The following is a 24,380-nucleotide window of genomic DNA, read 5'->3' on the forward strand; positions in this document are numbered from 1 at the left end:
TTAAAAGCAGCAGACAACATGTTTAGTAAGTTTATACATCGGCCCGTATTCGCTATTGTAATATCGGTCATGATTATTTTTGTGGGCGGCTTGGCAATTAAAAAATTGCCTATTTCCCAGTTTCCGGATATTGCCCCCACTACCGTTAATATTTTTATTGCTTACCCAGGCTCCAGTGCCGATGTATTGGTGCAATCTACGCTCATAACTCTGGAACAGGCCATTAATGGGGTAGAAGGCATGCGGTATATTGCCTCGGATGCTACCAGCGCCGGTGAAGCTACGCTTCGGATTATTTTTGAACCAGGCACCGACCCCAACGATGCGGTTATCCGGGTAAAAACCCGCGTAGACCAGGTAATGCCGCTTTTGCCCGAATTGGTGCAGCGAGAAGGGGTGGTAATCACGCCTATTCAGCCTAGTATGCTGATGTACGTGAACCTCTATTCTAAGAGCGAGAATATGGACGAGAAATTCCTGTTCAACTACGCTACCGTAAAAATGATTCCGGAAATACAGCGGATTAAAGGCGTAGCCCGGGCGCAAATATTAGGTAGCCGGCGGTACGCGATGCGCGTTTGGCTAAACCCCGACCGCATGCGGGCCTATAAAATATCTGTGGAGGAAGTAATGGAAGCTTTGGGCGAGCAAAGTATTATTGGCCGCCCCGGCCGGTTAGGTCAAAGCTCCGGTATTGCCGCGCAGTCCCTGGAATATGTGCTTACTTATAAAGGCCGGTATAATAAACCCGAAGAGTACGAAAGCATTATTATCCGGGCCAATGCCGAAGGGGAAAGCGTACGCCTGAAAGATATTGGTAACGTTGAATTGGGCAGTGAATTTTTTGATATTTATTCGAACCTGGATGGCCACCCGTCGGCCGCGATTGTATTAAAGCAGAACTACGGCAGTAATGCCAGCGATGTAATTGCCGAAGTAAAAACCCAGTTGGAAGAAATGAAAGCTTCCTTTCCGCCGGGCATGGATTACAAAATCAGCTACGATGTTTCGCAGTTCCTAGATGCTTCTATCGAGCAAGTGCTGCATACCTTACGCGACGCGTTTATTCTGGTAGCCATTGTGGTTTTTATATTCCTCGGCGACTGGCGTTCTACCTTAATTCCTATTCTGGCAGTGCCGGTATCGTTAATCGGGGCGTTTTTTGTGATTCAATTCTTTGGCCTTTCCATTAACTTAATTACCTTATTCGCACTGGTACTGGCCATTGGTATTGTGGTAGATAATGCGATTGTGGTGGTGGAGGCGGTGCACGCCAAAATGGAAGAAACCAACCTTTCGCCTTATAAAGCTACCATAGAAGTATTGCGCGAGATTGGTGGGGCTATTATTGCCATTACCTTGGTAATGACCGCCGTATTCGTGCCTTTGGTATTTATGTCGGGCCCGGTGGGTATATTCTACCGGCAGTTTTCCATTACCATGGCCAGTTCCATTATTATTTCGGCGGTAATTGCCCTTACGCTTACCCCGGTGCTGTGCGCCATGTTATTAAAAAATAATCATGGCAAACCCAAAAAGAAAAAAATGCTCTCAAAAGGGCTCGACAGTTTTAACCGCGGCTTCGAAAAACTAACCGGCAAATACATAGGTTTGTTAAGAGCTATCGTGAGCCGAAGAGTCCTGACTTTTGGCATATTACTGGCCTTTGGCGTGGGCATATTCTTCGAAAATAAAATTCTGCCGGCCGGCTTTATTCCGAACGAAGACCAGGGTACCATTTATGCCATTATTCAAACGCCACCGGGCTCTACCTTGGAAACCACCAACCAGGTTTCGCAACGGCTACAAAAAGTCTGCGAAGAAGTTGAAGGAGTAGAATCGGTTTCTTCGCTGGCTGGTTACGAAATTATGACTGAAGGCCGGGGTTCCAACGCCGGTACCTGTTTAATCAACTTAAAAAGCTGGTCGGACCGCCACCACACCGTGAAGGAAATCATGGAAGAATTAGAAGAAAAGTCGAAAGGCCTGGGCGCCGTTATCGAATTCTTCGAGCCGCCCGCTATTCCGGGCTTTGGTTCTTCCGGCGGTTTCTCTATGCGTTTACTGGATAAAAACTCCAGTACCGATTACCATGAGTTCGATAAAATTAACAAGGAATTCATGGATAATTTGAGCAAGCGGCCGGAGCTTACGGGTTTGTTTACCTTCTTCGCGGCTAATTACCCGCAGTACGAATTACAGATAGACAATAACCTGGCCATGCAAAAAGGGGTGTCTATTGGCAAAGCCATGGAAAACCTGAATATTTTAATCGGCAGTACCTACGAACAAGGCTTTATTAAATTTAACCAGTTCTTCAAGGTTTACGTGCAGTCCGACCCTAAATTCAGAAGGCTGCCATCTGATGTTTTAAACCTTTTCGTGAAGAATGAAGCCGGCGAAATGGTGCCTTACTCGTCTTTCATGAAGCTAAAGAAAACGCAGGGCCCTAACGAAGTAACCCGTTTCAACTTGTACAATTCCGCTTCCATTCAAGGGCTGCCGGCGAAGGGCTATACCACTGCCGATGCCATCCAAGCGGTACAGGAAGTAGCTGCTAAAACGCTGCCCAAAGGCTACGATATTGCCTGGGAAGGCCTTTCTTACGACGAATCTATCCGGGGAAATGAATCGCTTTATGTGTTCCTGGTTGTATTGTTGTTTGTTTACCTGGTGTTGGCGGCGCAGTACGAAAGCTTTATTATTCCGTTGGCCGTAGTGTTCTCGCTGCCGGTGGGGGTATTTGGTTCGTTTTTGTTATTGAAGCTGATGGGACTGGAAAACAACATCTATGCCCAGGTAGGTCTTATCATGCTCGTGGGTTTATTGGGTAAAAATGCCGTGCTCATTGTAGAATTTGCCGTGCAGAAACGCCAGCAAGGCGCTACCATACTCGAAGCAGCCATAGAAGGTTCCAGGGTGCGTTTCCGGCCAATCTTAATGACTTCGTTTGCTTTTGTGGCCGGTTTAATACCCTTGATTGTGGCAACCGGGGCCGGCGCGATTGGTAACCGGACCATTGGGGCATCGGCGCTGGGGGGTATGTTATTCGGGACCATTTTTGGGGTAATTATTATCCCCGGCTTGTACTATATATTCGCCAAATTGGCCGACGGCCGCCACCTGATTAGAGATGAACACGAAACACCGCTGACCGAAGAATATGTTTATGCCACTGACAGTTTTTCCCAACCTGTAGAAATTGAAGATAATGTTCGTTAATAAAGTGAAAAATTGGGCGGGGATAATATTGGTTGCCTTAACCTACACCGCCTGTACCGTACCCGCCGTGGTACAAAAAACCGAGAATAAGCAAGTGCCTGCGCGTTACACCAACGCGCAGGATACCACCAATACCGCCCGCCTCCGGTGGAAGGAATATTTCACCGACCCGAACCTGGCGGCCCTGATAGATACGGCCCTGCAACACAACCAGGAGCTGAATATTACCCTGCAGGAAATCCAAATTGCCCGCAGCGAAGTAAGGGCCCGGAAAGGGGAATATTTGCCTTTTGTAGGCGCCAGAGCCGGGGCCGGCCTGGAAAAAGCACCCCGTTACACCCATATTGGTGCCAGCGAAGCAACCACCGATATTGAGCCAGGCAAAGAAATGCCCGAGCCGCTGCCGGATTTTGTGGGCGGTTTTTTTGCCCGCTGGGAAGTAGATATCTGGCACAAGTTGCGGACGGCCCGGAAAGCCGCCGTATCGCGGTATTTGGCATCGGTGGAAGGAAAAAACTTCATGACCACCAACCTGATTGCCGAAATTGCTAATTCTTATTACGAGTTGCTCTCCCTTGATAGCCAGTTGGATATTGTGAGGCAAAACATGGAGATTCAGAACAATGCTTTACGCATTGTAAAGCTGCAGAAAGAAGCCACCCGGGTAACGGAACTGGCGGTGCGCCGGTTCGAGGCCCAGGTACTGAATACCCAGAATCGGCAGTACGCCATACAGCAGCAGATTACCGAAACTGAGAACCGGATTAATTTTTTGTTGGGCCGGTACCCGCAGCCCATTACCCGGAACAGCCAAAGTTTTGATAACCTGGTGCCGCAGGTGGTGCAGACCGGTATACCGGCGCAGTTACTGGCTAACCGGCCCGATATCCGGCAGGCCGAACAGGAGCTAACCGCCGCTAAGCTGGACGTACAGGTAGCCCGGGCCAACTTTTATCCTTCGTTGGGGATATCGGCTGGTCTGGGCCTGCAGGCTTTTAACCCGGCCTACCTGGCTAATTTTCCGGAATCTTTACTGGCCACCCTAACTGCCGATGTAGCTGGCCCTTTGATAAACAAGAACGCGATAAAAGCTACTTATTACAGCGCCAATGCCCAGCAAATTCAGGCCGTTTATAACTACGAACGGACCATTCTGAATGCCTACCTGGAAGTGGCCAATCAGTTATCGAACATCAGTAACCTGGAGAAGAGCTATGATACCAAATCGCGGGAGGTACAGGCGCTCACCCAGTCGATTGATATTTCCAACCGCTTGTTTATGTCGGCCCGCGCCGATTACATGGAAGTGTTGCTAACCCAACGGGAAGCGCTGGAAAGTAGGTTCGACCTGGTTGAAACCAAAATGCAGCAATTAAATGCCACGGTGAATATTTACCGAGCCTTGGGTGGTGGCTGGCAGTAAGGTTAGGTTGATTTAGAATGAGAAAGCCATTTTGCCGGAGGATAAAATGGCTTTCTCATTCTAAATCAAACTTTATGTAATTTGTAGCAAGATTTAGCTATTAATAGCAAAGGGGTAATGTCAAAATGCTAAGTAAGGGCTCTTCAAATAAATTATTATGAATCTATCTAATAATCCGTAAACTAGGACGCTCTTCCATATTAAAATAAAAATCTCTTATTTCTGACTCATGTAAACAAAGTATTTCTGAAAGCTCAGCCATCGTATAATTTAAATCCCTTAAATGACTTTCTACAACTTCTGAAATAAGGGTTGGAATTTCTTTTGGAAAATACTGAGGCTCATTAACCTTATAGCCATACTTATTCATTTGTGTAATTAACAACCTATATTGACTATTAGTTATAGTGCCTAATTTTTCGGCCCTATACAAAATCATTTGCATAGATACTTTCCATTGCATTTTTAATTCAGCTAAGCGCTCAATAGAAAGCCTTCTAATGAAAGGTTTAATCTCGTTTTCAGGTAACAATAGTTCTCCTGCAAATTCCCAAGCTTCTTTTTCAACATCCCTATCAGGTGAAATAGCCTGCCCATGATGCAGCAAAAGATGCCCTATTTCATGCGCTAATGTAGCCTTTGTTCTATCAGCAGACATGGAACCATTTATGAATATTATTGGATTGCCAGTTCTAACAGGCATTGATAAACCATCAATCTGCGGGCTTAAATCTTTTAAATAGACAATAATAATCCCGTTATTTTCAGTGATTTCTGTTAGGTTATTAATTCTCCCTTTAGGCACTCTCCAAATATCTCTAATATATTTAGCACACTCGCTAGGAGTTCCATGTGTGTTTATATCCCAAAGCTGATAATTTCTTTCAGGTATATCTATAGATGTAAGTAGTTTTTCAAGGTTAAAACGAGAAATATTCATTAAAGCTTCCATTTTTTTAGACTCTACTTTGGTCGCTTTACTTTTCTTCCTATAGTAAAACATTGCCGGTGGTAAAGGTTCTTCCTTTTGATAAAAGAAAGAATTTGGATACTTTAATATTCTTGCTAGTTGTTCAATAAAATTTTCAGTAGCACTTAAAGTTCCATTCTCAACTTTGGACAAAGTGCCTTGTAAACAACCAAGCTGTTCTGCAAGCTGGGCTTGAGTTAAAAACCTCGCCTCTCTTGCAATTGTTATCATTTTCGGATTTATGGCAATAGGCGTTGTGAACATCTGATTTAAATTTAATTAGGCTTTAACCTTCTAATTGGTTTTCTCCATTTTTAGGTATTTTAATACCCTCCTTAACTTTGGTTCTTTTAACAGGAGCAATTACCGGTTCTGGGTTCATTGGGAAATCTATATTACCCAATCCTTCTGATGTATTATTCAATAAATCAAGAACCCATTCGGTGACACCATCAACACTCAGTAGAATATAAATACCTGTAACTTCGGTAGATGTAGTGTCTAAAGTAAAACCAAAGTACAGGTTAGTAAGTTTCTCTCGGTGGTTAAAACAATCCCCCTGTTTTTCAAAAATTAGCGACTGCCCCGTATCAGGTTTTGGTGGTCTCAGGGTCTTCTTGTCTAATTTATGGAGAGTTATTAGAGCGAAATCTTTAAGCTTTATATGAAAAAGTTGATTTGTAGTATTAACAATTAGACCATCTAGGTTATTACATTCTAATCGGACTTTTACCTGTGTGCTAATGTGGTCGTGCAACATATCTGCTATGCAACTTTTTCGGTAAATAGTGTTTCCTTGTGATCGGATTTTATTTACTTCTTTAACTGCTTCGTAAACTGATTCAGTAAGGTCTAGCTGAATTGACTTTAATTTTTCTAAGACTTCTTCTGGTTGTAGATAACTTCTCATATTTCCCATAGTTTCGGAACAAACATACAAGTTAATTGCAAAATATCAAAAAAATATTCCGCAAAAAATAAAAAAAATATTCCTATAATTTAATGCCTGAAAATCAGCTTTAGCTTTAAGAGTCCTCTATGGCGCGGAAGTTACTTCCGTGTCTTTCTAAACCTAAATAAATATTCTAATTAATAATTTCGCAGACTGTATGTTCTTAATGAAAAGTCACGGAAGTAACTTCCGCGCCATAGTAGCCATAGTTGTGGTCGCCTTCAAAGCTATTGATATTCATTCAAACTATTCTCCAATCAAACACAAACCAACAAAGGTGATTTCTTAATTTCTGGTAATCAAGGACTTATATTGGTTTGGTCTTACCTGATTATTAAGGAGAAATTCTGTTGGGAAACTTGGTTTTACTTTTCGTTTCTTACCGCTACGGCAATTTTGGAATCGGCGGTACCGTAATACAAAAACCATTTGTTTTTGAAATGCACCAATCCTTCTACAAAACAAACCTCATTTACCTCGCCAATTTTTTCGTAAGGTTTGTCGGGCTTAATAAAATGGGCGTTGGTTCTTTGGAGTAATTTGTAAGGTTTGGTTTTATCGAAAAGGGCTTGTCCGGCGCTGTATGTAAACTTTGGCAAAGCAGGGTCGTTGAAGTTGGCGGCATTGCTGCCGTTATAAATTAGTAAAATGCCTGCCTCTTGCAGCATGGCATAAGGGCCGGGTTCCACCAAACGGCTATCGAAATACCCCATGCGCGGGTGTAATACTGATATCATTTTTTTAGATTCTGCATTTTCGGCTACTTCCCAGTGAATAAGGTCATTAGAAGTAGCCATAAATAAATTGGTATCGCCGAAATACATCCAGTACTTGCCGTCTATGCGGGTGGCAACCATTTTGTCGCCGGTTAGTTTGGCTACAATGGCTCCCGATTTAGACCAGGTATCTTTGTATTTGCCTTCGCCTAAAACCAGGCCGTGCTTGGTCCAGGTTTTCAAATCTTTGGATGTAGCCAAACACAAGCGGGCAGTTTTGCCATCATAGGCGGTATAGGTTAAAATATAGATGCCATCTTCACTTTCTACAATGCGGGGATCTTCTATGCCGCCTTTCCATTCGTATTTTTTAAAATTGTCTTCGGCCGGAAATAAGATGGGTTCGGGTTGTTTGGTAAAATGCAAGCCATCTTCGCTAATGGCCAAACCTAACCGCGAAGTCATTTGGTTATCCTGGGCCCGGTAAATCAGGTATATTTTATTATCTTTTACAATGGCAGATGGGTTTAATACATTTCTTTCTTCCCACTTAACGGCCTGGTTGCTAATAGGAGAATAGAAAGATTGGGTGCGGGAAGGCTGCAGAATAGGATTAAGGCTATCTACTTTAACAAAATTTAGGAGGGCCCAACTGGTATCGGGTGTAGCGTTGGGTAATGGCTTATTTTTTTCCTGTTTACAAGTAATAAGCAAGAAAGCTAGGAGTATAAAGCAGATTTGTTTCATGTAAAAGCTATAAAAGTATCTGGTAAGTTATGCTATAAGAAACCCTGCACGCCAGCGTAATAGTTAAGCTTTGAGCAGAAGCGGCCATTTCTTAAATGTAAGATATTTACCAATATTTTTAATTTATTTAATGATTATAATAATGGTTCTTAAAGGCGAATATTTTTCATCTTTCCTGATAAAAGTAAGTTTATTATTAGTTGTGCCTGTTTTAGTTATGCGTAGAGTTAGCGTAGCGCTCTACGCATTACATGGATGGCCAATCTCTGATTGGCGTATTTGCTAATAATATAGGCTAGGAATGCCAGTTTGGCCAAATGGTGTTCCTGATTTTAACTTTATAAGGTTTGTTATGCCAGCAAATAAGTTAGTAGGATAATCGCTTTTTTCGGATTCCGCCAATCAGGAGATTGGCTTTTCATAAAATGCGTAGCGAGCTGCGCTAACGCTACACAATAACTGAGTTGTCGGGGTAATTTCTTTTTTAACTATCAAATATCATTATAGCCGATGTCAAAACTTGCAGGAGATTAATCTAAGAAAAACAACCACCCCTAACCCCTCCTAAACTTAGGCGGGGAACTAAGTTACCTTTTCCCAAATATTTAATTCTGATAAGTTGTGACAGAATCTCTAGGGAATAAAAATGCGATTAAAAACCAATTTGGCGCATCCTGAGCTTGTGGAAGGAGCTATAATAATATTGTAAATTAGTATTGGCTATTTAGACAAGTTCAATAGGACTACAATGTTGTAAGCGCCTAAACAGATAAATATTCGTGCAAATATTTTGGACTATTCCGGATAAGGAATTACTTGATGCCGGACAATAAATATTGCTTTACCTCTTAACGGGCTTTATTTTTTTTAATATTTTGCACTGTTAAAGCAGGTTAGGTCTAACTTATAATACTGGTTAATATTTGGTGGGTTAAAGGTTTCGAAATAAAACCCGCAATCGGATATTCATTTGCTCTTTCTTTATCTTGAGGCAGCATAGAACTGGTAAGCACAAATATCCGGGTCTGGCTTAAGTCTAGTTCGGGTGATTGGGTTGCTTCTTCCAGAAATTCAAAGCCATCCATAACGGGCATTTTTAAATCTATAAAAATGAGTTCCGGCAGTTTTTCGTTGGTAGCGGCAATGGCCTTTAGTTTTTCCAGGGCCTGCAGACCGTTATTAGCCGTAAATATTTGGTTGCCAACGCCGGCTTTTTGTAATATTCTTTTAATTACAAAACACCAGTTTTCTTCATCGTCTACGACTAACACGGTATTTACCGGTTGCACTTTTTCTGCTTTTGCCCCTACAGCACTTTGTTCTTCCACTTCTTAAATTTTTACAATCGTATATTTTTTAAAACCCGGGCAGGTTGTATAATTAACGGATGCTTTACATGTCGGCCCTAAAGTAAACCTTAAATTCGGAGCCAGTTCCGGGCTCGCTTTCTACTTCTATTTTGCCCCCCGCATTTTCTACCATCCGCTTTACCATAAATAAACCAATGCCGGTTCCGTCTACGTGGTCGTGAAAACGCTTAAACATGGTAAATAATTGACCTTGCTGCCGCGGTGTCATACCCAAGCCATTGTCTTTTACCCTTAATACCACATAAGGTTCTTCCAGGTGGGTATGAATCCGGACAATGCAATCCCGTTCGGGAGCCTGGTATTTAATGGCGTTGCTAACCAAATTATAAAGAATGCTCCTGAAGTTCTTACGGGAAAACTGAAGCTGATGCACCTGAAAATCAGTTTGCATGAAACAGGCTTTCTGCTTGCCCGGAGAATTTAAATCGGCCAGAATATCTTTGTATACTTCCTGCACATTAATAATTTCTACGGAGAGGTTTTCCTCTGAATCTTTGTGCAGCCGGGTAATCTCGGTTAAGTCTTCGATGGTGTGCTTCAGGCGGTTAACTGAACCAATTACCCGTTGTACAATTTCTTCGGTACCGTCGTTTAGGGCGTTGGCTTCGGCTAAATCTTCCTTTAACAGCAGCATCAGGGCTTCTATGTTGGTAACCGGCGACCGCAAATCATGCGAAGCCGTGTAAATAAAATTATCCAGGTCCAGGTTGGTTTTTTGCAGTTCGCTGTTTTTGTGTTCTAAAGCACTTTGTTGCCTTTCGGCCAGTTTGTCCTGCAACTCTTTCTGTTTGGTAATATTGCCGGTAATTTTAGTAAAACCAATGTGTTTACCCTTCTTATCAAAAATAGGAGTAAGTGTAACCGTAGCCCAAAAAAGAGAACCATCTTTCCGTTTGCGCCAGTCTTCTGCTTCATAAGAGCCATTTTGTAAGGCGGCTTCCAGTTCGTGCTGCGGGTGACCGGCTTGCTGGTATTCATCGGGGTGTAAAATGCCATAATACTGGCCTATTGCTTCTGCTTCCGTGTAGCCTTTAATACGCTCCGCGCCTTTGTTCCAAACCGTAATAATTCCTTTGGTATCGGTAGCAAAAATGGCGTAATCTTTTATTTGTTCTATAAAATAAGAATTAAGGCTTTCTTTCGAGTGTAACAGGTTCATAAATAAGTAGAGAATATCCAGTTACTTTCTTCTACTTATAATTGTACTGTAGGGTTAAAGCAGTTTTCGAAATGGTTGTTTTTAGCAACCAGCATTTACCTGCTCGCATTTAATAAATACGCATTAATCTTAATCCTGTAGCATTTGCAGCGTTGCAGCAGGAAATTATATTTAGCCAGCCCAAAAGGTAATATTGGTTTTTACCCATAGTGGCTGGTAAGGCCTTTTATACCATAGGTTTTTGCACGCTCAAAAAAAGAAGGAATATTTTTGGGAGGAGATTTATACGATTGGGTATTATTTGCGGGGTTAAAAATGCTAGTAGCTTGTTTTAGAAGTAAGAAAGGTAAACCGGCGCTTACGCTGCTTACTCCTAAAACAAGCCAATATTTGGGGTTAATCAAGCGTTTTATAATTGCGCAATATCAAATTTTTTCATTTGCATAAAAGCCTGCATTACGCGGGGCGCTTTTTCCGGGTTAGTCATTAATTGGCCCAGCACGGCCGGTACAATTTGCCACGATACGCCAAATTGGTCTTTCAGCCAGCCGCAACGGTCTTCCTGGCCGCCTTCAGAGAGTTTGCTCCAGTAATAATCTATTTCTGCCTGGGTGTTGCAATTAATTACCAGCGATATGCCCTCGCTAAAGCTAAAGGCGTGCGCTAAAGAGCTATCCATGGCCATAAATACCTGATTTCCTAATTTAAATTGCGCATGCTTTACCGTGCCCGTTACATCACCTTCGTTTTCGTCGTACTTTAAAATGCCTACTACCGATGAGTTATGGAATACCGATGTGTAAAATTGAATTGCCTGCTCGGCCTTGCCGGCCTGGTGGCGGGTAAACATAAGGCAGGGCGTAAATTTCTGGCCTACATCTTCTAATTTACCCAGCGATAATTGCCAACTTACGCCAAATTTATCTTGTAAAAAACCGTATTGCTCACTCCAGGGGTAATTATCTAAGGGCATCATTACCATGCCGCCGGACTGCAATTTTTCCCAGGCATTTTCCAGTTCCTGTTTATTATCGCAAACTACATAAAACGAAATCGAGGGGTTAGGTACATGGGTCGGTCCGCCGTTCAGGCCCATAAATTTCTGGCCGGCTAACGTAAAGTTCACGACCATTGGGGTATTAACAGTTATAATTGAATCCTTAAAAACAGAACAATATAATTCGGCGGCCTCCTGGGCGTTTCCGTTAAACCAAAGGCAAGGATATATTTCGTTGGACATAATTATTTAGTTACTGGTGTTTAGTTACTGATTTTGAAAGTTAATTGCCGGGCAGCTAAGGCTTGTTGTAGTTTGGGCAAGGTGCTTTTACCTATGCCGTGGAGTTGCAGAATTTCTTTTTGGCTGAAAGTTGATAATTGTTCTACGGTGCTGATGCCTTTATTGGCTAGAGCCCGCCTGGCAGGGGCAGCCAGTTCGGCTAGCAAACCCGTGGCGGGCTTCTGTTCTTTTTCACAGGAAGGGCAAACCGGGCAGTCGCTGGTTTTAACATACGAATGCCCGTTTGTGCAAGTCCTGGCCGTGGTTGTACTGGCAACCATTATTTCTTCTGGTCGCAGTTAAACATCCATTGTACACCAAATTTATCCTGGCAACTGCCGTAATAATCGCCCCAGAACATATCCTGCAGTTCTTGTTCTACCTGGCCGCCTTCCGAAAGCGCTTTAAACAAGTTATCGGTTTCTGCGCGGGTATCGGGTTGCAGCATAATATAAACATTGTTGCCCTTGGTTAACTTAAAACCCATCGATTCAGGCGCATCTGTTCCCATAATAACGTGGCCGCCCAGAATGGGCAAAGCTACGTTCATTACCAGGTTTTTATCGGCTTCGGGTAAAGGCGGCATGTCGTCGGAGGGCGGAATATCGCCGAAACGGTAAATACCCCCGATAAACTCGGTGCCAAAAACAGATTTATAAAAATTAAAAGCTTCTTCGGTCTGGTTCGTGAAATTTAAATACGTGCTTACTTGTGCCATAAGAATATTAGATAGATGGGATAAGACAAATATTGAAAACTAGGCTTCACAAATTTCTTTTAATTTTTGCAAAGCTTGGGGCCAGGTTTCGTCGAAGTAAGGTTTATGTTCCAGGTTAGTATCCACATCTACCTTAACCAAGGTAGTCCCGTTTTCTTCCTGAAAAGTGTAGTTCTCTAAAGCGCCCGCCCAGGCATCTACTTCCGGACCCGTAGTAATTTCTTGATTGTTCTGCATCATACCCAAGTGTTCGATGCTAACGAACTGGTTGGGAATATTTTCTTTTATCCGGCTCACCATTCCTCCCAGGTTGCCGTCTTGATCTTCGCCTAAGAACTGGATTTTCGCGCCTTTCTCCCAGGAACCTGTGTAGCGCGAACTTGGGCTAAATACGGCCGTCCAGGTAGTATAATGATTGGCATCCAACATGGTGCGGTATACTTTCTCGGCACTGGCCTGAATGCTGATTTGAAAATGCAAGGATTCTAACTTACCGGAGGTTTCTGTATAATTTTTAAAATTATCTAAAATAGCTTGCCAGCCGGTTTGCTGCATTTCCAGGGAATGGGTTTGTTCGGCGTCAAATGTTTCGGTTACTGTTGTGTCCGGCCCTTGGTCATTAAATATTACCTGCACTTTTCTGCCGTCTTCCATGGTGTATTCAATTAATTGGTGCTCTTGCACCGCAGTATAAGTACCGGTAAAATCGAACCCAAAGCTACCGTCTATTGCCTCCATGCGCGAAAGAAACTGGCCGCCTACCCTTAAATCGTTTTCGGCCCGGGTGGTATGCCAATCGTCGGAAGCCTGGTTCCATTTTGCAACATGCTGGGGTTCGGTCCAGCAACGCCAAACTTTTTCTACCGGCGCATTTACGGTAGTTTCTACTTTAATGGTGGTTAAATTGGTTGTTTCCATGGTAAATAGTTAAAAAGTTAAATCCTGATTGCGAGCTTGTTATTACAAATATAGAGGAATTGTTTTGGGCAGAAGAGGGGCAATAATGACAAAAAAAGGGCTTATTACGACATAATTAATTTGTTGTAAAATTTCTGTTTTAAGATCAGTAACTGCTATTCCGCAGAATTCTCTTGTAAAGGGTTTATTAGCCTAAGCAACTTATTCCGGTCATGCTGGTAATCCAAATTTGAATTGCCTGCACTCCCATATTTAAGGCTTTTGGGGAACAAGAGTTAATAAGACAATCTATAAAAATAAAATTAGGATGGAAAGCCTTTAAGTAATCTTATAACCACTATTATTTTAGGTATACTCTTGGGTTAATAAAAGTTATAAGCCAAAGGCTCATTGTCAGGACGAAGCAAAGCGGGTAATATTTATGTTGGAAAGCACACGCTAATTAATCTTTTGAAAGATTGCATCTTTCAAGGCTGAGGTGCTAACTGTATTTGAAAGTCTAAGTTTGCTCCCGGCCGCGGGGCCCCGTTTGGTCATTCGGGCTGTCTAAGCTTGTTTTCCTCGTACCTCGGAATGCTAAAGCACCACAACCTTAGAAGGCCCTCTCTGTCCAAACTGCTGTAGTCTGCTTCGTAGCTACTGCCTTTCTAAGCCTGAATAATTATTGTTAATAATTAATAAACAAGCCCGCTCAACAAAGCAAATCCGCAACAATATGGTTCGGCCGAACTCCTTCCCTAATTTAGGGAAGGTGCCCGGAGGGCGGAAGGGTTAATCAGAAGAAAAGCCGTACCGGAGAAAGCTAAAAAGGCCGATAAAGTACCCCAGAATACCAAAGAACCTTCATTTAAAATATTGCCTGAACAGCCTTCCTGTGGAATAATGATTATTGGATTTGGTATTATACGACTGAATTGTATTTCAGGAGGCAGAATAAACCGAACCTGAATTAGTGATTTGGAACAGGGTTTTACCTAATCACCAATTCAGGCCCGCGGCTCAGCTAAATATTGCTAACCCTTAATACGCACAATGGTTTACTTTAATTCTTTCTGAAAGAAATCAATAGTTCGTTTCCAGGCCAGTTCGGCGGCTGTTTTATCATAACGCGGGGTAGTATCGTTATGGAAACCGTGGTTGGCATTGGCATACATAAAAGCCTGGTATTCTTTTTTATTTTCTTTCAGCGCGGTTTCATAAGCCGGCCAACCCTCGTTTACCCGGGTATCCAGGGCGGCGTAGTGCAACTGGATCGGCGCTTTAATTTTAGGAACATCTTCTAGGGGTGGTTGGCCGCCGTAAAAAGGTACAGCCGCTGCTAAATTAGGAATGCGTACGGCCATCATGTTGGCAATCCAGCCGCCAAAGCAAAAGCCCACTACGCCCACTTTGCCGTTGCAGTCTTTATGCGTTTTCAGATAATCGTAGGCCGCTATAAAATCTTCCAGCATTTCGTTGCGGTCCCGTTTGCTTTGCATTTCCCGACCGGCATCATCGGTACCCGGATAACCCCCTAAAGGCGTTAAGGCATCCGGCGCAAGCGAAACAAATCCGGCCAGGGCGGCCCGCCGGGCTACATCTTCAATATGCGGATTTAAACCCCGGTTTTCGTGCACCACTATAATGCCGCCGAGTTTCTTTTTAGCATCTGCCGGTTTAGATAACAAGCCTTTAATGGTATTGCCACCTTTCGGCGATGCGTAATTCGTATATTCTGATTTTAGACGCGGATCGTCGGCTTTAATTTGGATAGCACCTTTATAATCCGGCATCAGGAAACTCATGAGGGAGGCAACGGTAAGGCCACCAACGGCATAAGCAGATAACTTGTGAATAAATTCCCGCCGGTCTACCCGGTTATGGGCGTAATCATCGTAAAGGTCAAATACTTCTTGTTTGAGATCTTCTTTCTTGATTTCGTTCATGTTAGTGCGTATATATTTATGCTTAATATAGAGATTTTTCCCTTGCAAATCTTTATTTCTTTTACACCAACATAAATATTAAAAAGCCCATCTGCCTTATATTATACCATTATTAAAGTGAAAATACGCCTTCGCTTCTTTATTAATATTTTCTAAAGAATACCCACCCATCTCGGTCATTCTGTAGAATTCGAAGAATTCCAAAAGAATCTTCTGCATAAGTTGGATAACAGGTAATAAACCTAGTCTGGAATTTACCTGTAACATCTTCTATGCAGAAGATTCCTCCGGAATGACGGGGATGGAGGAAAGAATTTATATTATCAACTATGGAAGGTATTTTATACTATTGGTATTATAAAATAAAAAGCACTCCCCAGCAGAGAGCGCCTTTCCGTCTAACAAACAAACAACTGTAATCTAAACAAATTTTGTAATAAGTTAAATTCAGAAAGTTAATTTATTGTAAATTTTACAATAACAAGTATGCATGCTGAGTAATATTCTCAGCTTAGTTTAAAAAACAGGAAGTAAAAAGCATGTTTTTATGCTGCTTTTAAGTAACCGGAAATATTAATTGGTAGCGCCGCCGCTCTGGCCGCCGCCGGAAACATCGTCGTTTTTAATGCCGCGTTTTTTGCGGGCAATATCGCTTTGTAATTTACCAAACCGGTAATTAAACGATAAACTCAGCCGGCGCATCACGTAAAACGATTCGGAATTCTGGTAAAAGCGGGTGTCCTGGAGTTCGTTAAAAAAGCGTCGGTTGCGCTGAAAAGGGCTGCTGATAGATAAATTAATACTGCCTTTATCTTTATCGAAAAACATGCGGGTAACCGAAAAACTATTATATGCGAAACCCGCCGAAGTGCCTTGCAGCAATATTTGCGGCGAATTATAACCAATATTACCGCTGGCCCGCCATTTTTTGCCAAACTTATAACTTAAATAACCAAACACATTGGCCGTAATACCATTGTTACTCACCGGCGTAAGCGTGCTGGTATTGGATGCGGTATCGGTTACGGTAATTACCCCGTTTAACTGCACAAAATTAGCGCTGGCATTCAGGTTCACGTTCAGGTTTTTGGTAAGGTTCATGTTGGTATTAAGCGAGAAGCCCAGCCGCTGGTTTTTACCAATATTGCCGTAAGTGGTGCGGGCCACCGAATCGGTACCCAGGGTGGTAAATTGCTGAATAGAGTTGTTGGTGAAATTATAGAACAAGCTGGTATTTACCGATGTTTTTTTCACGAAGGTACTATAGGAATAATCGAAAGAGTGGTTGGTAGCCGCCCGTAAATCAGGATTACCAAAGTAAATATTGCGGGGGTCTATGCGGTTTACGTACGGGTTCAGGTACCACAGGCCGGGCCGTTCGATGCGCTGGGTATAACCTAACCGCATATTTTTCATGCCTTTTAATTTCCGGGAAACGGCTATAGAAGGAATTAAATTAAAATAATCCTGTTCGGCAATGGTGCCCGAAGAAGCAAAGTTGGCGTTAATGCGGGTTTCTTCGAGCCGGGCACCAAATTTAAAGCCCCAATCGCCTTTTTTAAAGCCATAAGAGGTATAGCCGGCAAAAATATCCTGGTGGTAATCAAAATTATTGCTTTGGCTTGGGTCCAATACATATTCGCCGTTATCGGGGTTTAAGTTGGCGTAAAAATAATCGCTGCTGTTGAGGCGGGTAATGGTTTTTAAGCCAATTTCGAGGTTGTTTTTACCAATGGGCTGCACGTAATCGGCTTGAACGGTGTGTTCGGCCGAGGTGCCGTTGTTTTGCGTGGTGCTGTAAACCAGGGGCCGATCGGTGTATTCCAGCCGGAAATCGGTATCGCTGTCGTTGCCGCCGTTGTTAAATTTATAGGATAAAGTAAACAGTTGCTCTTTATTTTTCCGGAAGCTTTTCTGGTAATCCAAACCTAAATCGTAGCCATGCCATTCGAAAGCGCCTTTGCTAAACCGCGAATACGATAGTTCTGGTGTGCCGGCGTAAGTGGTGTTTAAAACCTGTTGCGATAAGTTGCTGCCATTGTTGCTCACGTTAAAACTAAAATTACCCGTAATTAAATTAAGCGAGTCCAGTTCGAAACTAAGGTTGCCGTCTAAATAATTAAAAGTGCCGTGGTTGTCGTTTACACCTCTTTGGTTTAAGCGTATTTTGCGCACATAATCATCGCGAAACAAGTTGTTTTCGGTGGCAGGCGATTCGTTGTAGTTATGGCCGTAATAACCGGAAAAGCCAAATTTGCCGGTTTTAGCGGTTAAGTAGCCGCCCACGTTATAGCCTACCGGGCTGCGGGCTCCGGCATTTATGGAACCATTGTAGCCGCTTGGGCTTTTCTTTACTGTAATAATATTTATAATACCGCCTACGCCTTCAGCTTCGTATTTAGCCGGTGGGTTGGTAATTACTTCAATATTTTTAATAGTATGGGCCGGCATACTTTTTAAAACTTCTTTGGGATCGCGCACAAACAACGACGAAGTTTTGCCGTTTACCAATACCCGGTAACTGCCGCTGCCTTTTAACTGAATATTGTCTTCGGCATCTACGGTAATAAGTGGCACTTTGCGCAGCATGTCCAAAGCCGTCATGGTTTTACTTTCAGGGTCGGCTTCTACATCGTAGGTAATTTTATCAATATCCTGCTTTATTAACAACTTTTGGGCAGTTACTTCTACTTCCTTCAGGCGACTAGTGGTGGCGCTTAAAGTAATCCGGCCCAGGTTTACCACGGGGTTATTTTCCGGAAAAGTTTTTACCGCAACAATACGGCTTTTATAACCCACATAATTAAGTACTATTTCGTAGGCTTGCACCGGTAATCCGGTAAATTCAAAAGAACCATTGTCTTGGGTATAAGTACTTTTCAGGGCTTCTGTTTTCCCGGCCGGGCGCACGCCAATGGTAACATAACCCAACGCAGTAGTTTTGGTAGAATCAATTACAACACCTTTTATAACCGCATTTCCGGCGGGTGCCTGGGCCGCAACATCAACTAAAGAAATAAAACAAATAATAAGGAGTAGCAATAATTTTTTCATAGAACCGGCATTTGCAGTTTTTAAAAGGTGCAATAAATATTTAAACAGATATAGGTAATAAATAAGGTAAGCTACTCGAAGCGTAAACTAATTTCCTGAATAGGAGCAGGTTCAAATTATGGCCTAAACCTAATTAATTACAAAATGAATTATTTAAAGAAAAAATGGGGTATTCTATTGGTAAGTAAACCACAAATTAAACTAAATATTGTCAGTAAAGCTTATTTTAAGCATATTAAATATTTATTAAATCTAGTCTGCTGTATTTACACAATTCTTCTATTTAGCAAGAGTAACAAAAACTGTTTTTTCCATAAGCTTAGGCAATATTTTTTTTTCGCCTGATTCTCTATTTCTTGCGCAGGTTGGTATTTAATTAGGAAAAGGTAAGTACGTCAGAAATCTAAGCGTTTGGCGGGTGCTATTGTACTTGCAATAGTTAAAGGAACAACTCCATATTTCCCGCTTTATAATGCGTAGGAGTACGCAATCTCAAATCCCATCTTTGGTAATTCAGGAATTTAGAAAAGAGTTGAAAAATTTCAATTAAAGTAGGTTAAATATAAGCTCTTATTAATCTATGGTTCATAAATGTAATAGAAATTACATTTTTTATAACTGATGTTTTTATTTATAAAACATAATTTTATATTTGAATAATATTTTTAGCTGATCCTACGCTTTTGAAGTAGGTTTTGGCACAAGCAAGTAGGTAACATCTATATTATTGAAAATTGATTTTTTTAAAGTAGCCGGTGGAATGTAGCGCACTGAAGGACGGTTATTGTTGCAGTTGCTCAAGAAATGGGATGAAGCAGCTATCCGTGAAATTTACCTGCGGTACGGGCAGCCATTATATGTATCTGCTTACGGTAATAAAACCTCGAAAATGGCATTCCAAGCCAACTTACAAATCAAGAACACCCAGATTGGCCTTCCCGGTAAAGGCTGTACACCTGAATAACTATTAACATAAACTAAAACAACTGCTAAACCAAACTAAGTTAAACCCATGAAAAAGTTTTTTCCACCACCAAAAATTAATCACCCTGTAATGCCCCTGGTATTCCTATTTTTTATTATGCTGCTGACGACGGTACAGGTTAGTGCCGCCAGCGGACAAGCACTGGTAAATCAGACGCTGGCAGTTAGAGATATTACAGGTAAGGTAACCGACGAAAAAGGGGAGGCTTTGCCGGGCGTAACGGTGTTGGTAAAAGGAACCACCATTGGTACCGCCACCAACGCCGAAGGTGTGTACAATATTAGTACGCCTGAAGGCGCTCAAACTTTAGTATTTTCTTTTATTGGCTTTATTACCAAAGAAGTATCCGTTGGCAATGCCACCAACCTGAACGTAACGTTGGCCACCGATGCTAAAGCTTTGGAAGAAGTAGTAGTGGTAGGCTACGGCGAAGTAAAAAAACGCGACCTGACCGGCTCGGTGGTTTCGGTGAAAGGCGAAGAAGTAACCAAAGTGCCCGTAACTACCGTTACCGAAGCCTTGCAGGGGAAAGTACCGGGTGCCGATATTACCCGCAGCAACGGTTACGCCGGTGCGGGTCCCAGCATTCGTATTCGCGGTAACCGCTCCATTGCCAATCCGGGGTCTTCTAATAATCCTTTATATATCGTAGATGGCGTGCAAGGGGTAAATCCTTCGGTTATTAACCCCAACGATATTGAGTCGATTGAAGTCTTGAAAGATGCTTCTTCTACGGCTATTTATGGTTCCCGAGGGGCTAACGGCGTAATTATTATTACCACCAAAAGAGGCACCAGCGATAAACCCCGGTTTAGCTTTAACTCTTACGCCGGTATGTCGGAAGTGGCCGGTTACGGCAAATACATGACCGGCCCCGAATACGTTGCTTTCCGGCGCGAGGCTTACCGGGCGGCGGGTAATTGGAGCAGCCCCGCCGACGATCCTAAAATATTTAATGCGCCATTGCTCGAAGCGATTGAAAAACAACAATATGTGAGCTGGCCCGAGCTGTTAATTAATAATGGTTTTCAGCAGGATTATCAATTGGGTATTTCGGGTGGCTCGGAAAAAACCAAAGTATATTTTTCGGGCAATTATTTCAACGAAAAGGGCATTCTGAAAAATGATGAATTTAAGCGCTATACCGGCCGGTTAAATATTGACCAAACCATTAACAAATGGCTGAATGTGGGGATGCAAACGCAGGTTTCTTACAGCGACAACGACCGCCGGCGCGACCCGTTTAACGTAGCCTCCAAGGTGGCACCTTTAGGTTCGCCGTACGATGCAGAAGGTAAATTAATATTTTTACCGGGTTTTGGCAGTCAGGTAAACCCATTGGCCGATGAACAACCCGGCGCCTGGAAAGAAAACCGGGAAATAATGACGGGTACCTTGGCTACTTACCTGGAAATTAAGCCAGCCAAAGGCTTAAATATTAGAACAACTTTTGCCGCCACCCTCACCGACACTGACCAGGGCCATTTTAACTCTAAGTTTACCATTGATGGTAAAGGGGCAACTTCCCGTTCTGAAATTACCAACGCCAAGAACAAATTTATTAGCTGGGAAAATATTCTTACCTATAACAAAGAAATTAAAGACCATGCGTTTACGCTTACCGGCGTTACCAGTTATTTATCTAGCGTTAATTTCTCAGATTATTCCGGCGGTAATAACCAGCTCCTCGAAAGCCAATATTATTATAGCTTAACCGGTGCCGCGCAGAATATGTACATGGGTAGTGCCTATTCTCAATCTAATCTGGTTTCGTTTACCGGCCGCTTAAACTACAGCTTAAAAGGCAAGTACCTGCTTACCCTTACCGGCCGCAGCGATGGTTCTTCTAAACTGGGCGAGGGCAATAAATGGGCCTTTTTCCCTTCGGCGGCTTTGGGCTGGCGCATCATCGATGAAGATTTTATGCAGGGCCAACAGGCGTTAAGCGAATTAAAGTTACGGGCCAGCTACGGCATTTCGGGTAACGATGTAATAAATCCGTATGTAACCCAAAACTCCCTTTCCCAGATCCAGTTTTCTTACAACGATGCCACCCCGGCCATTGCTTATGGTTTAAACCCCACCATTGGTAACCCCAACTTGGATTGGGAAACGACCGCTACCGTAGATGTTGGCTTGGATTTTGGCATTCTGAAAAACCGCATTACCGGTACCCTGGACTACTACGATGCTTACACCCGCGATTTAATATTCCCGTTGTCGCTGCCGCTTTCTACCGGGGTAGCTACCGTATCGCGGAATATTGGCAAAACCCGCAACCGGGGCGTTGAATTAGGCCTGACCACGAACAATATTACTACGCCAGATTTTACCTGGTCTACTAATTATACTTTCACGAAAAACAAAGAAGAAATTGTAGACTTACCCAATGGCAACGTAATTGATAACGACTATCGCCGGTCTTTGATTACAGGCCAGCCGGCCCAGATTTATTACGATTACAAAAAGCTAGGTATTTGGCAGCTTAACGAAGAAGCTGAAGCAAAGTCTTTCGGGGCGAAGCCCGGCGAAATAAAAGTAGCTGATTTGTCGGGACCAGACGGTATTCCGGACGGTAAAATTACGGCCGCTGATAAAACCATTATTGGTACCACCGTACCCAAATGGACCGGCGGTTTAAACAACAACTTCCGTTACAAAGGTTTTGACCTGAATGTATTTTTATACGCGCGGGTAGGCCAGTGGGCTTCTTCTGATTATTACGGCAAATACCGCCGCAACGGACAGGACAATAACCCCCGCGTAGATTACTGGACGCCGGAAAACCCGACCAACGCTTTCCCCGGCCCGCACGCTACCGATACCTATAATTATATTACCACTACCACTTTGTACGAATCGTCTTACATGAAACTCCGGAACGTAACCTTGGGCTATACTTTGCCCAAAGCGATTTCTAACCGGTTTAAAGTAGATAACCTCCGCATTTATGTATCTGGTAAAAACCTGTACGCTATCAGCGACTTTAAAGATTTTGACCCGGAAAGCGAAGGCATAACCGACCAGCCTCTGAACCGGCTGTATGTGGGTGGTATAAATATTACTTTTTAATTTAAAGACTTACCTCAAATGAAAAGATATATGTTAAAAGCAATGCCGCTGGTTTTTGCCGCCGCGGTATTCGCATCCTGCGAAAGCAAACTAGAAGAATATAACCCCAGCGGCATCACGGCCGAGAGTGTTTACAGTACGCCGGCCGGTTTAGAAGCCGCCGTAAATGCCGCTTATACCTACCAGCGCGAATTGTACGGGAAAATAGAAGGCCACGGTTTAATGGAAGTAGGTACCGACATCTGGACCATAGCCGCCAGTGCCCAGGAACCCCAACTGGCTACCTACCAAAACCTGATTTCGGACCAGACCTGGATAAGATCGAAAATGTGGCAGCAATGTTATGCGGCCATTAATTTATCTAATACCGTGCTCACCAATTACCTGCCTACCGTTGATTTACCGGCGGCCCGTAAGCAGGTTTTGGAAGGGGAACTACGGTTTTTAAGAGCCTGGTATTACTGGCATTTAGTAGAAACTTTTGGTCCTACGCATTTCACCCTGGAGCCGACCAAAGGTATTAAAACCACGGCCAACCGGACCCCGGTAGAAACCATATACGAGCAAATATTCCTGGATTTAAAATTTGCCGTAGATAATTTGCCGGCTACCACCACCGATTACGGCCGGGTAACCAAACCTGCCGCCGAAGCTTTTTCGGCCCGTATTTATTTAACCCGCGGTAAAAACCAGGAAGCTTTAGACTACGCCACCAAAGTTATTAATAGCTACAACTTTAAGCTGGTACCCAATTACGCCGATTTGTGGAGCATGAGCAATTTGCGCAACTCCGAAATAATCTGGGCCATTAACCACTCCACCAACCTGGCTTACAATGGTGGCTCTAACAAAGCCAATACCATTTATGGCTTCGATTACAAAACCATGCCGGGCATGAAGCAGGATATTCCGAATGGCCGGCCCGATACGCGCTACATGCCCACCCGTTTTCTGTTAGATTTATTTAACGAAAAAGACGATGCTCGTTTTGCGGGTTCCTTTAAACAAACCTGGATATCGAACAATGCGGCCAATATTCCCAAATGGACGGCTGCCAATGCCCCTGACCCGAGTTTAGTAGACCAACCCAAATTTAAGGTAGGCGATACGGCTATTTATATCAGCAAAAATGTGATTAGCGCGGAACGCCGGAGCAAAACGCCTTATTCTATTTATGATATTAACGATATCTATAACACCAACGGCCAGCCCAAAGACCGGTTCCATTATATTTCGTTGAAGAAACACGACGATCCTACCCGCTTGGCTGCTAACGAAGACCAAAGTTCGCGCGATGTATTTTTGATTCGGTTAGCCGAGATGTACCTGATAGCCGCCGAAGCCCAACTAAACTTGGGTAAACCCGATTTGGCTACCCAGTTTATTAATACGCTACGTACCCGCGCTGCTTTGCCTGGCCGGCAAGATGCCATGCAGGTACAGCCCGGCGATATTACCCTGGATTTTATGCTGGATGAACGCGCCCGGGAATTTGCCGGCGAGCAAATGCGCTGGTTCGATTTAAAACGTACCGGAAAATTAGTTGAAAGGGTAAAGAAATATAACCCCGATGCGGCTGCCAATATTCAGGATTATCACACTTTAAGACCTATTCCTTTAACCGAACTCAATGCGGTAACCAACAAAGAGGAGTTTAAACAAAATCCGGGGTATAACTAAGGGGCTTAAACGGATATATTAAAACTGTTTTTCTAATTATTTTAAAATTTAATTAGCTGCTTTTAAGCTTGCTATAGATTGGATGAGCTATTGCCCTTGCTGCGGAGGCACCAGCAAGAAGCCTGGCAGCAGCTATACAATGGGCGGTGTTAACACCACCCATGGCGCCAATGGCTCTATAATGGTTCGG

15 protein-coding genes are annotated in these 24,380 nt (G+C 43.1%); 4 read left to right on the top strand and 11 right to left on the bottom strand.

The genetic code is table 11. The features are described from left to right. Positions 1 to 18: 18 nt before the first annotated feature. Positions 19 to 3,222 carry an efflux RND transporter permease subunit gene (locus F0145_RS10600; RefSeq protein WP_150088374.1) on the top strand — a complete coding sequence of 1,068 codons (3,204 nt, stop codon included), beginning with the start codon at positions 19 to 21 and terminating at the stop codon, positions 3,220 to 3,222. Then, positions 3,212 to 4,645 (top strand): TolC family protein, encoded by a 1,434-nt coding sequence (locus F0145_RS10605; protein WP_150088375.1) that lies wholly within the window; start codon positions 3,212 to 3,214, stop codon positions 4,643 to 4,645. Before F0145_RS10600 ends, F0145_RS10605 begins: the two co-directional genes overlap by 11 nt. Positions 4,646 to 4,808: 163 nt before the next feature. Here the strand turns inward: F0145_RS10605 and F0145_RS10610 are convergent, their stop codons facing one another. From F0145_RS10610 to F0145_RS10660, 11 genes are all read right to left on the bottom strand, one after another. Then, a complete protein-coding gene (locus F0145_RS10610; RefSeq protein ID WP_150088376.1) occupies positions 4,809 to 5,879 on the bottom strand; it encodes an XRE family transcriptional regulator in 1,071 nt (356 codons plus the stop codon). 22 nt (positions 5,880 to 5,901) lie between these two features. Beyond that, positions 5,902 to 6,525, bottom strand: a complete 624-nt coding sequence (locus tag F0145_RS10615) for a hypothetical protein (RefSeq protein ID WP_150088377.1) — start codon at positions 6,523 to 6,525, stop codon at positions 5,902 to 5,904. Between the two features lie 407 nt (positions 6,526 to 6,932). Then, positions 6,933 to 8,030, bottom strand: coding sequence for a glycoside hydrolase family 130 protein (locus F0145_RS10620; RefSeq protein ID WP_150088378.1), 1,098 nt, complete (start codon positions 8,028 to 8,030; stop codon positions 6,933 to 6,935). An 899-nt stretch (positions 8,031 to 8,929) separates the two neighbouring features. Next, positions 8,930 to 9,358, bottom strand: coding sequence for a response regulator (locus tag F0145_RS10625; RefSeq protein WP_150088379.1), 429 nt, complete (start codon positions 9,356 to 9,358; stop codon positions 8,930 to 8,932). 64 nt (positions 9,359 to 9,422) lie between these two features. Next, complete coding sequence (locus F0145_RS10630; RefSeq protein WP_150088380.1) at positions 9,423 to 10,559, bottom strand: sensor histidine kinase; 1,137 nt, start codon at positions 10,557 to 10,559, stop codon at positions 9,423 to 9,425. Between the two features lie 409 nt (positions 10,560 to 10,968). After that, a complete protein-coding gene (locus F0145_RS10635) occupies positions 10,969 to 11,799 on the bottom strand; it encodes a VOC family protein (RefSeq protein ID WP_150088381.1) in 831 nt (276 codons plus the stop codon). Positions 11,800 to 11,819: 20 nt separating this feature from the next. Then, on the bottom strand, positions 11,820 to 12,119 hold the full coding sequence (locus tag F0145_RS10640; protein WP_150088382.1) for a helix-hairpin-helix domain-containing protein: 300 nt from the start codon (positions 12,117 to 12,119) through the stop codon (positions 11,820 to 11,822). Then, on the bottom strand, positions 12,119 to 12,556 hold the full coding sequence (locus tag F0145_RS10645; RefSeq protein ID WP_150088383.1) for a VOC family protein: 438 nt from the start codon (positions 12,554 to 12,556) through the stop codon (positions 12,119 to 12,121). The genes F0145_RS10640 and F0145_RS10645 overlap by 1 nt, the downstream gene beginning before the upstream one ends. A gap of 39 nt (positions 12,557 to 12,595) precedes the next feature. Beyond that, complete coding sequence (locus tag F0145_RS26940) at positions 12,596 to 13,474, bottom strand: SRPBCC family protein (protein WP_150088384.1); 879 nt, start codon at positions 13,472 to 13,474, stop codon at positions 12,596 to 12,598. A 1,037-nt stretch (positions 13,475 to 14,511) separates the two neighbouring features. After that, complete coding sequence (locus F0145_RS10655; RefSeq protein ID WP_150088385.1) at positions 14,512 to 15,399, bottom strand: dienelactone hydrolase family protein; 888 nt, start codon at positions 15,397 to 15,399, stop codon at positions 14,512 to 14,514. Between the two features lie 573 nt (positions 15,400 to 15,972). Next, positions 15,973 to 18,453 (bottom strand): outer membrane beta-barrel family protein, encoded by a 2,481-nt coding sequence (locus tag F0145_RS10660; protein WP_150088386.1) that lies wholly within the window; start codon positions 18,451 to 18,453, stop codon positions 15,973 to 15,975. Positions 18,454 to 19,465: 1,012 nt separating this feature from the next. Here F0145_RS10660 and F0145_RS10665 point away from each other — a divergent pair. After that, positions 19,466 to 22,510: a SusC/RagA family TonB-linked outer membrane protein gene (locus F0145_RS10665; RefSeq protein WP_150088387.1), complete on the top strand. Its 3,045-nt coding sequence runs from the start codon at positions 19,466 to 19,468 to the stop codon at positions 22,508 to 22,510. Positions 22,511 to 22,528: 18 nt separating this feature from the next. Further along, the gene (locus F0145_RS10670; RefSeq protein WP_150088388.1) at positions 22,529 to 24,190 is read left to right on the top strand and encodes a RagB/SusD family nutrient uptake outer membrane protein; all 1,662 of its coding nucleotides are present in this window, start codon (positions 22,529 to 22,531) and stop codon (positions 24,188 to 24,190) included. Positions 24,191 to 24,380: the final 190 nt, after the last annotated feature.

The sequence above is a fragment of the Adhaeribacter rhizoryzae genome, from assembly GCF_008629685.1.
Classification (GTDB): Bacteria; Bacteroidota; Bacteroidia; order Cytophagales; family Hymenobacteraceae; genus Adhaeribacter; species Adhaeribacter rhizoryzae.

Coding starts and splice junctions, on each gene's coding strand:
- F0145_RS10600 (WP_150088374.1), top strand. CDS start 19: ATGTTTAGTAAGTTTATACATCGGCCCGTATTCGCTATTGTAATATCG.
- F0145_RS10605 (WP_150088375.1), top strand. CDS start 3,212: ATGTTCGTTAATAAAGTGAAAAATTGGGCGGGGATAATATTGGTTGCC.
- F0145_RS10610 (WP_150088376.1), bottom strand. CDS start 5,879: ATGTTCACAACGCCTATTGCCATAAATCCGAAAATGATAACAATTGCA.
- F0145_RS10615 (WP_150088377.1), bottom strand. CDS start 6,525: ATGAGAAGTTATCTACAACCAGAAGAAGTCTTAGAAAAATTAAAGTCA.
- F0145_RS10620 (WP_150088378.1), bottom strand. CDS start 8,030: ATGAAACAAATCTGCTTTATACTCCTAGCTTTCTTGCTTATTACTTGT.
- F0145_RS10630 (WP_150088380.1), bottom strand. CDS start 10,559: ATGAACCTGTTACACTCGAAAGAAAGCCTTAATTCTTATTTTATAGAA.
- F0145_RS10635 (WP_150088381.1), bottom strand. CDS start 11,799: ATGTCCAACGAAATATATCCTTGCCTTTGGTTTAACGGAAACGCCCAG.
- F0145_RS10640 (WP_150088382.1), bottom strand. CDS start 12,119: ATGGTTGCCAGTACAACCACGGCCAGGACTTGCACAAACGGGCATTCG.
- F0145_RS10645 (WP_150088383.1), bottom strand. CDS start 12,556: ATGGCACAAGTAAGCACGTATTTAAATTTCACGAACCAGACCGAAGAA.
- F0145_RS26940 (WP_150088384.1), bottom strand. CDS start 13,474: ATGGAAACAACCAATTTAACCACCATTAAAGTAGAAACTACCGTAAAT.
- F0145_RS10655 (WP_150088385.1), bottom strand. CDS start 15,399: ATGAACGAAATCAAGAAAGAAGATCTCAAACAAGAAGTATTTGACCTT.
- F0145_RS10660 (WP_150088386.1), bottom strand. CDS start 18,453: ATGAAAAAATTATTGCTACTCCTTATTATTTGTTTTATTTCTTTAGTT.
- F0145_RS10665 (WP_150088387.1), top strand. CDS start 19,466: ATGAAAAAGTTTTTTCCACCACCAAAAATTAATCACCCTGTAATGCCC.
- F0145_RS10670 (WP_150088388.1), top strand. CDS start 22,529: ATGAAAAGATATATGTTAAAAGCAATGCCGCTGGTTTTTGCCGCCGCG.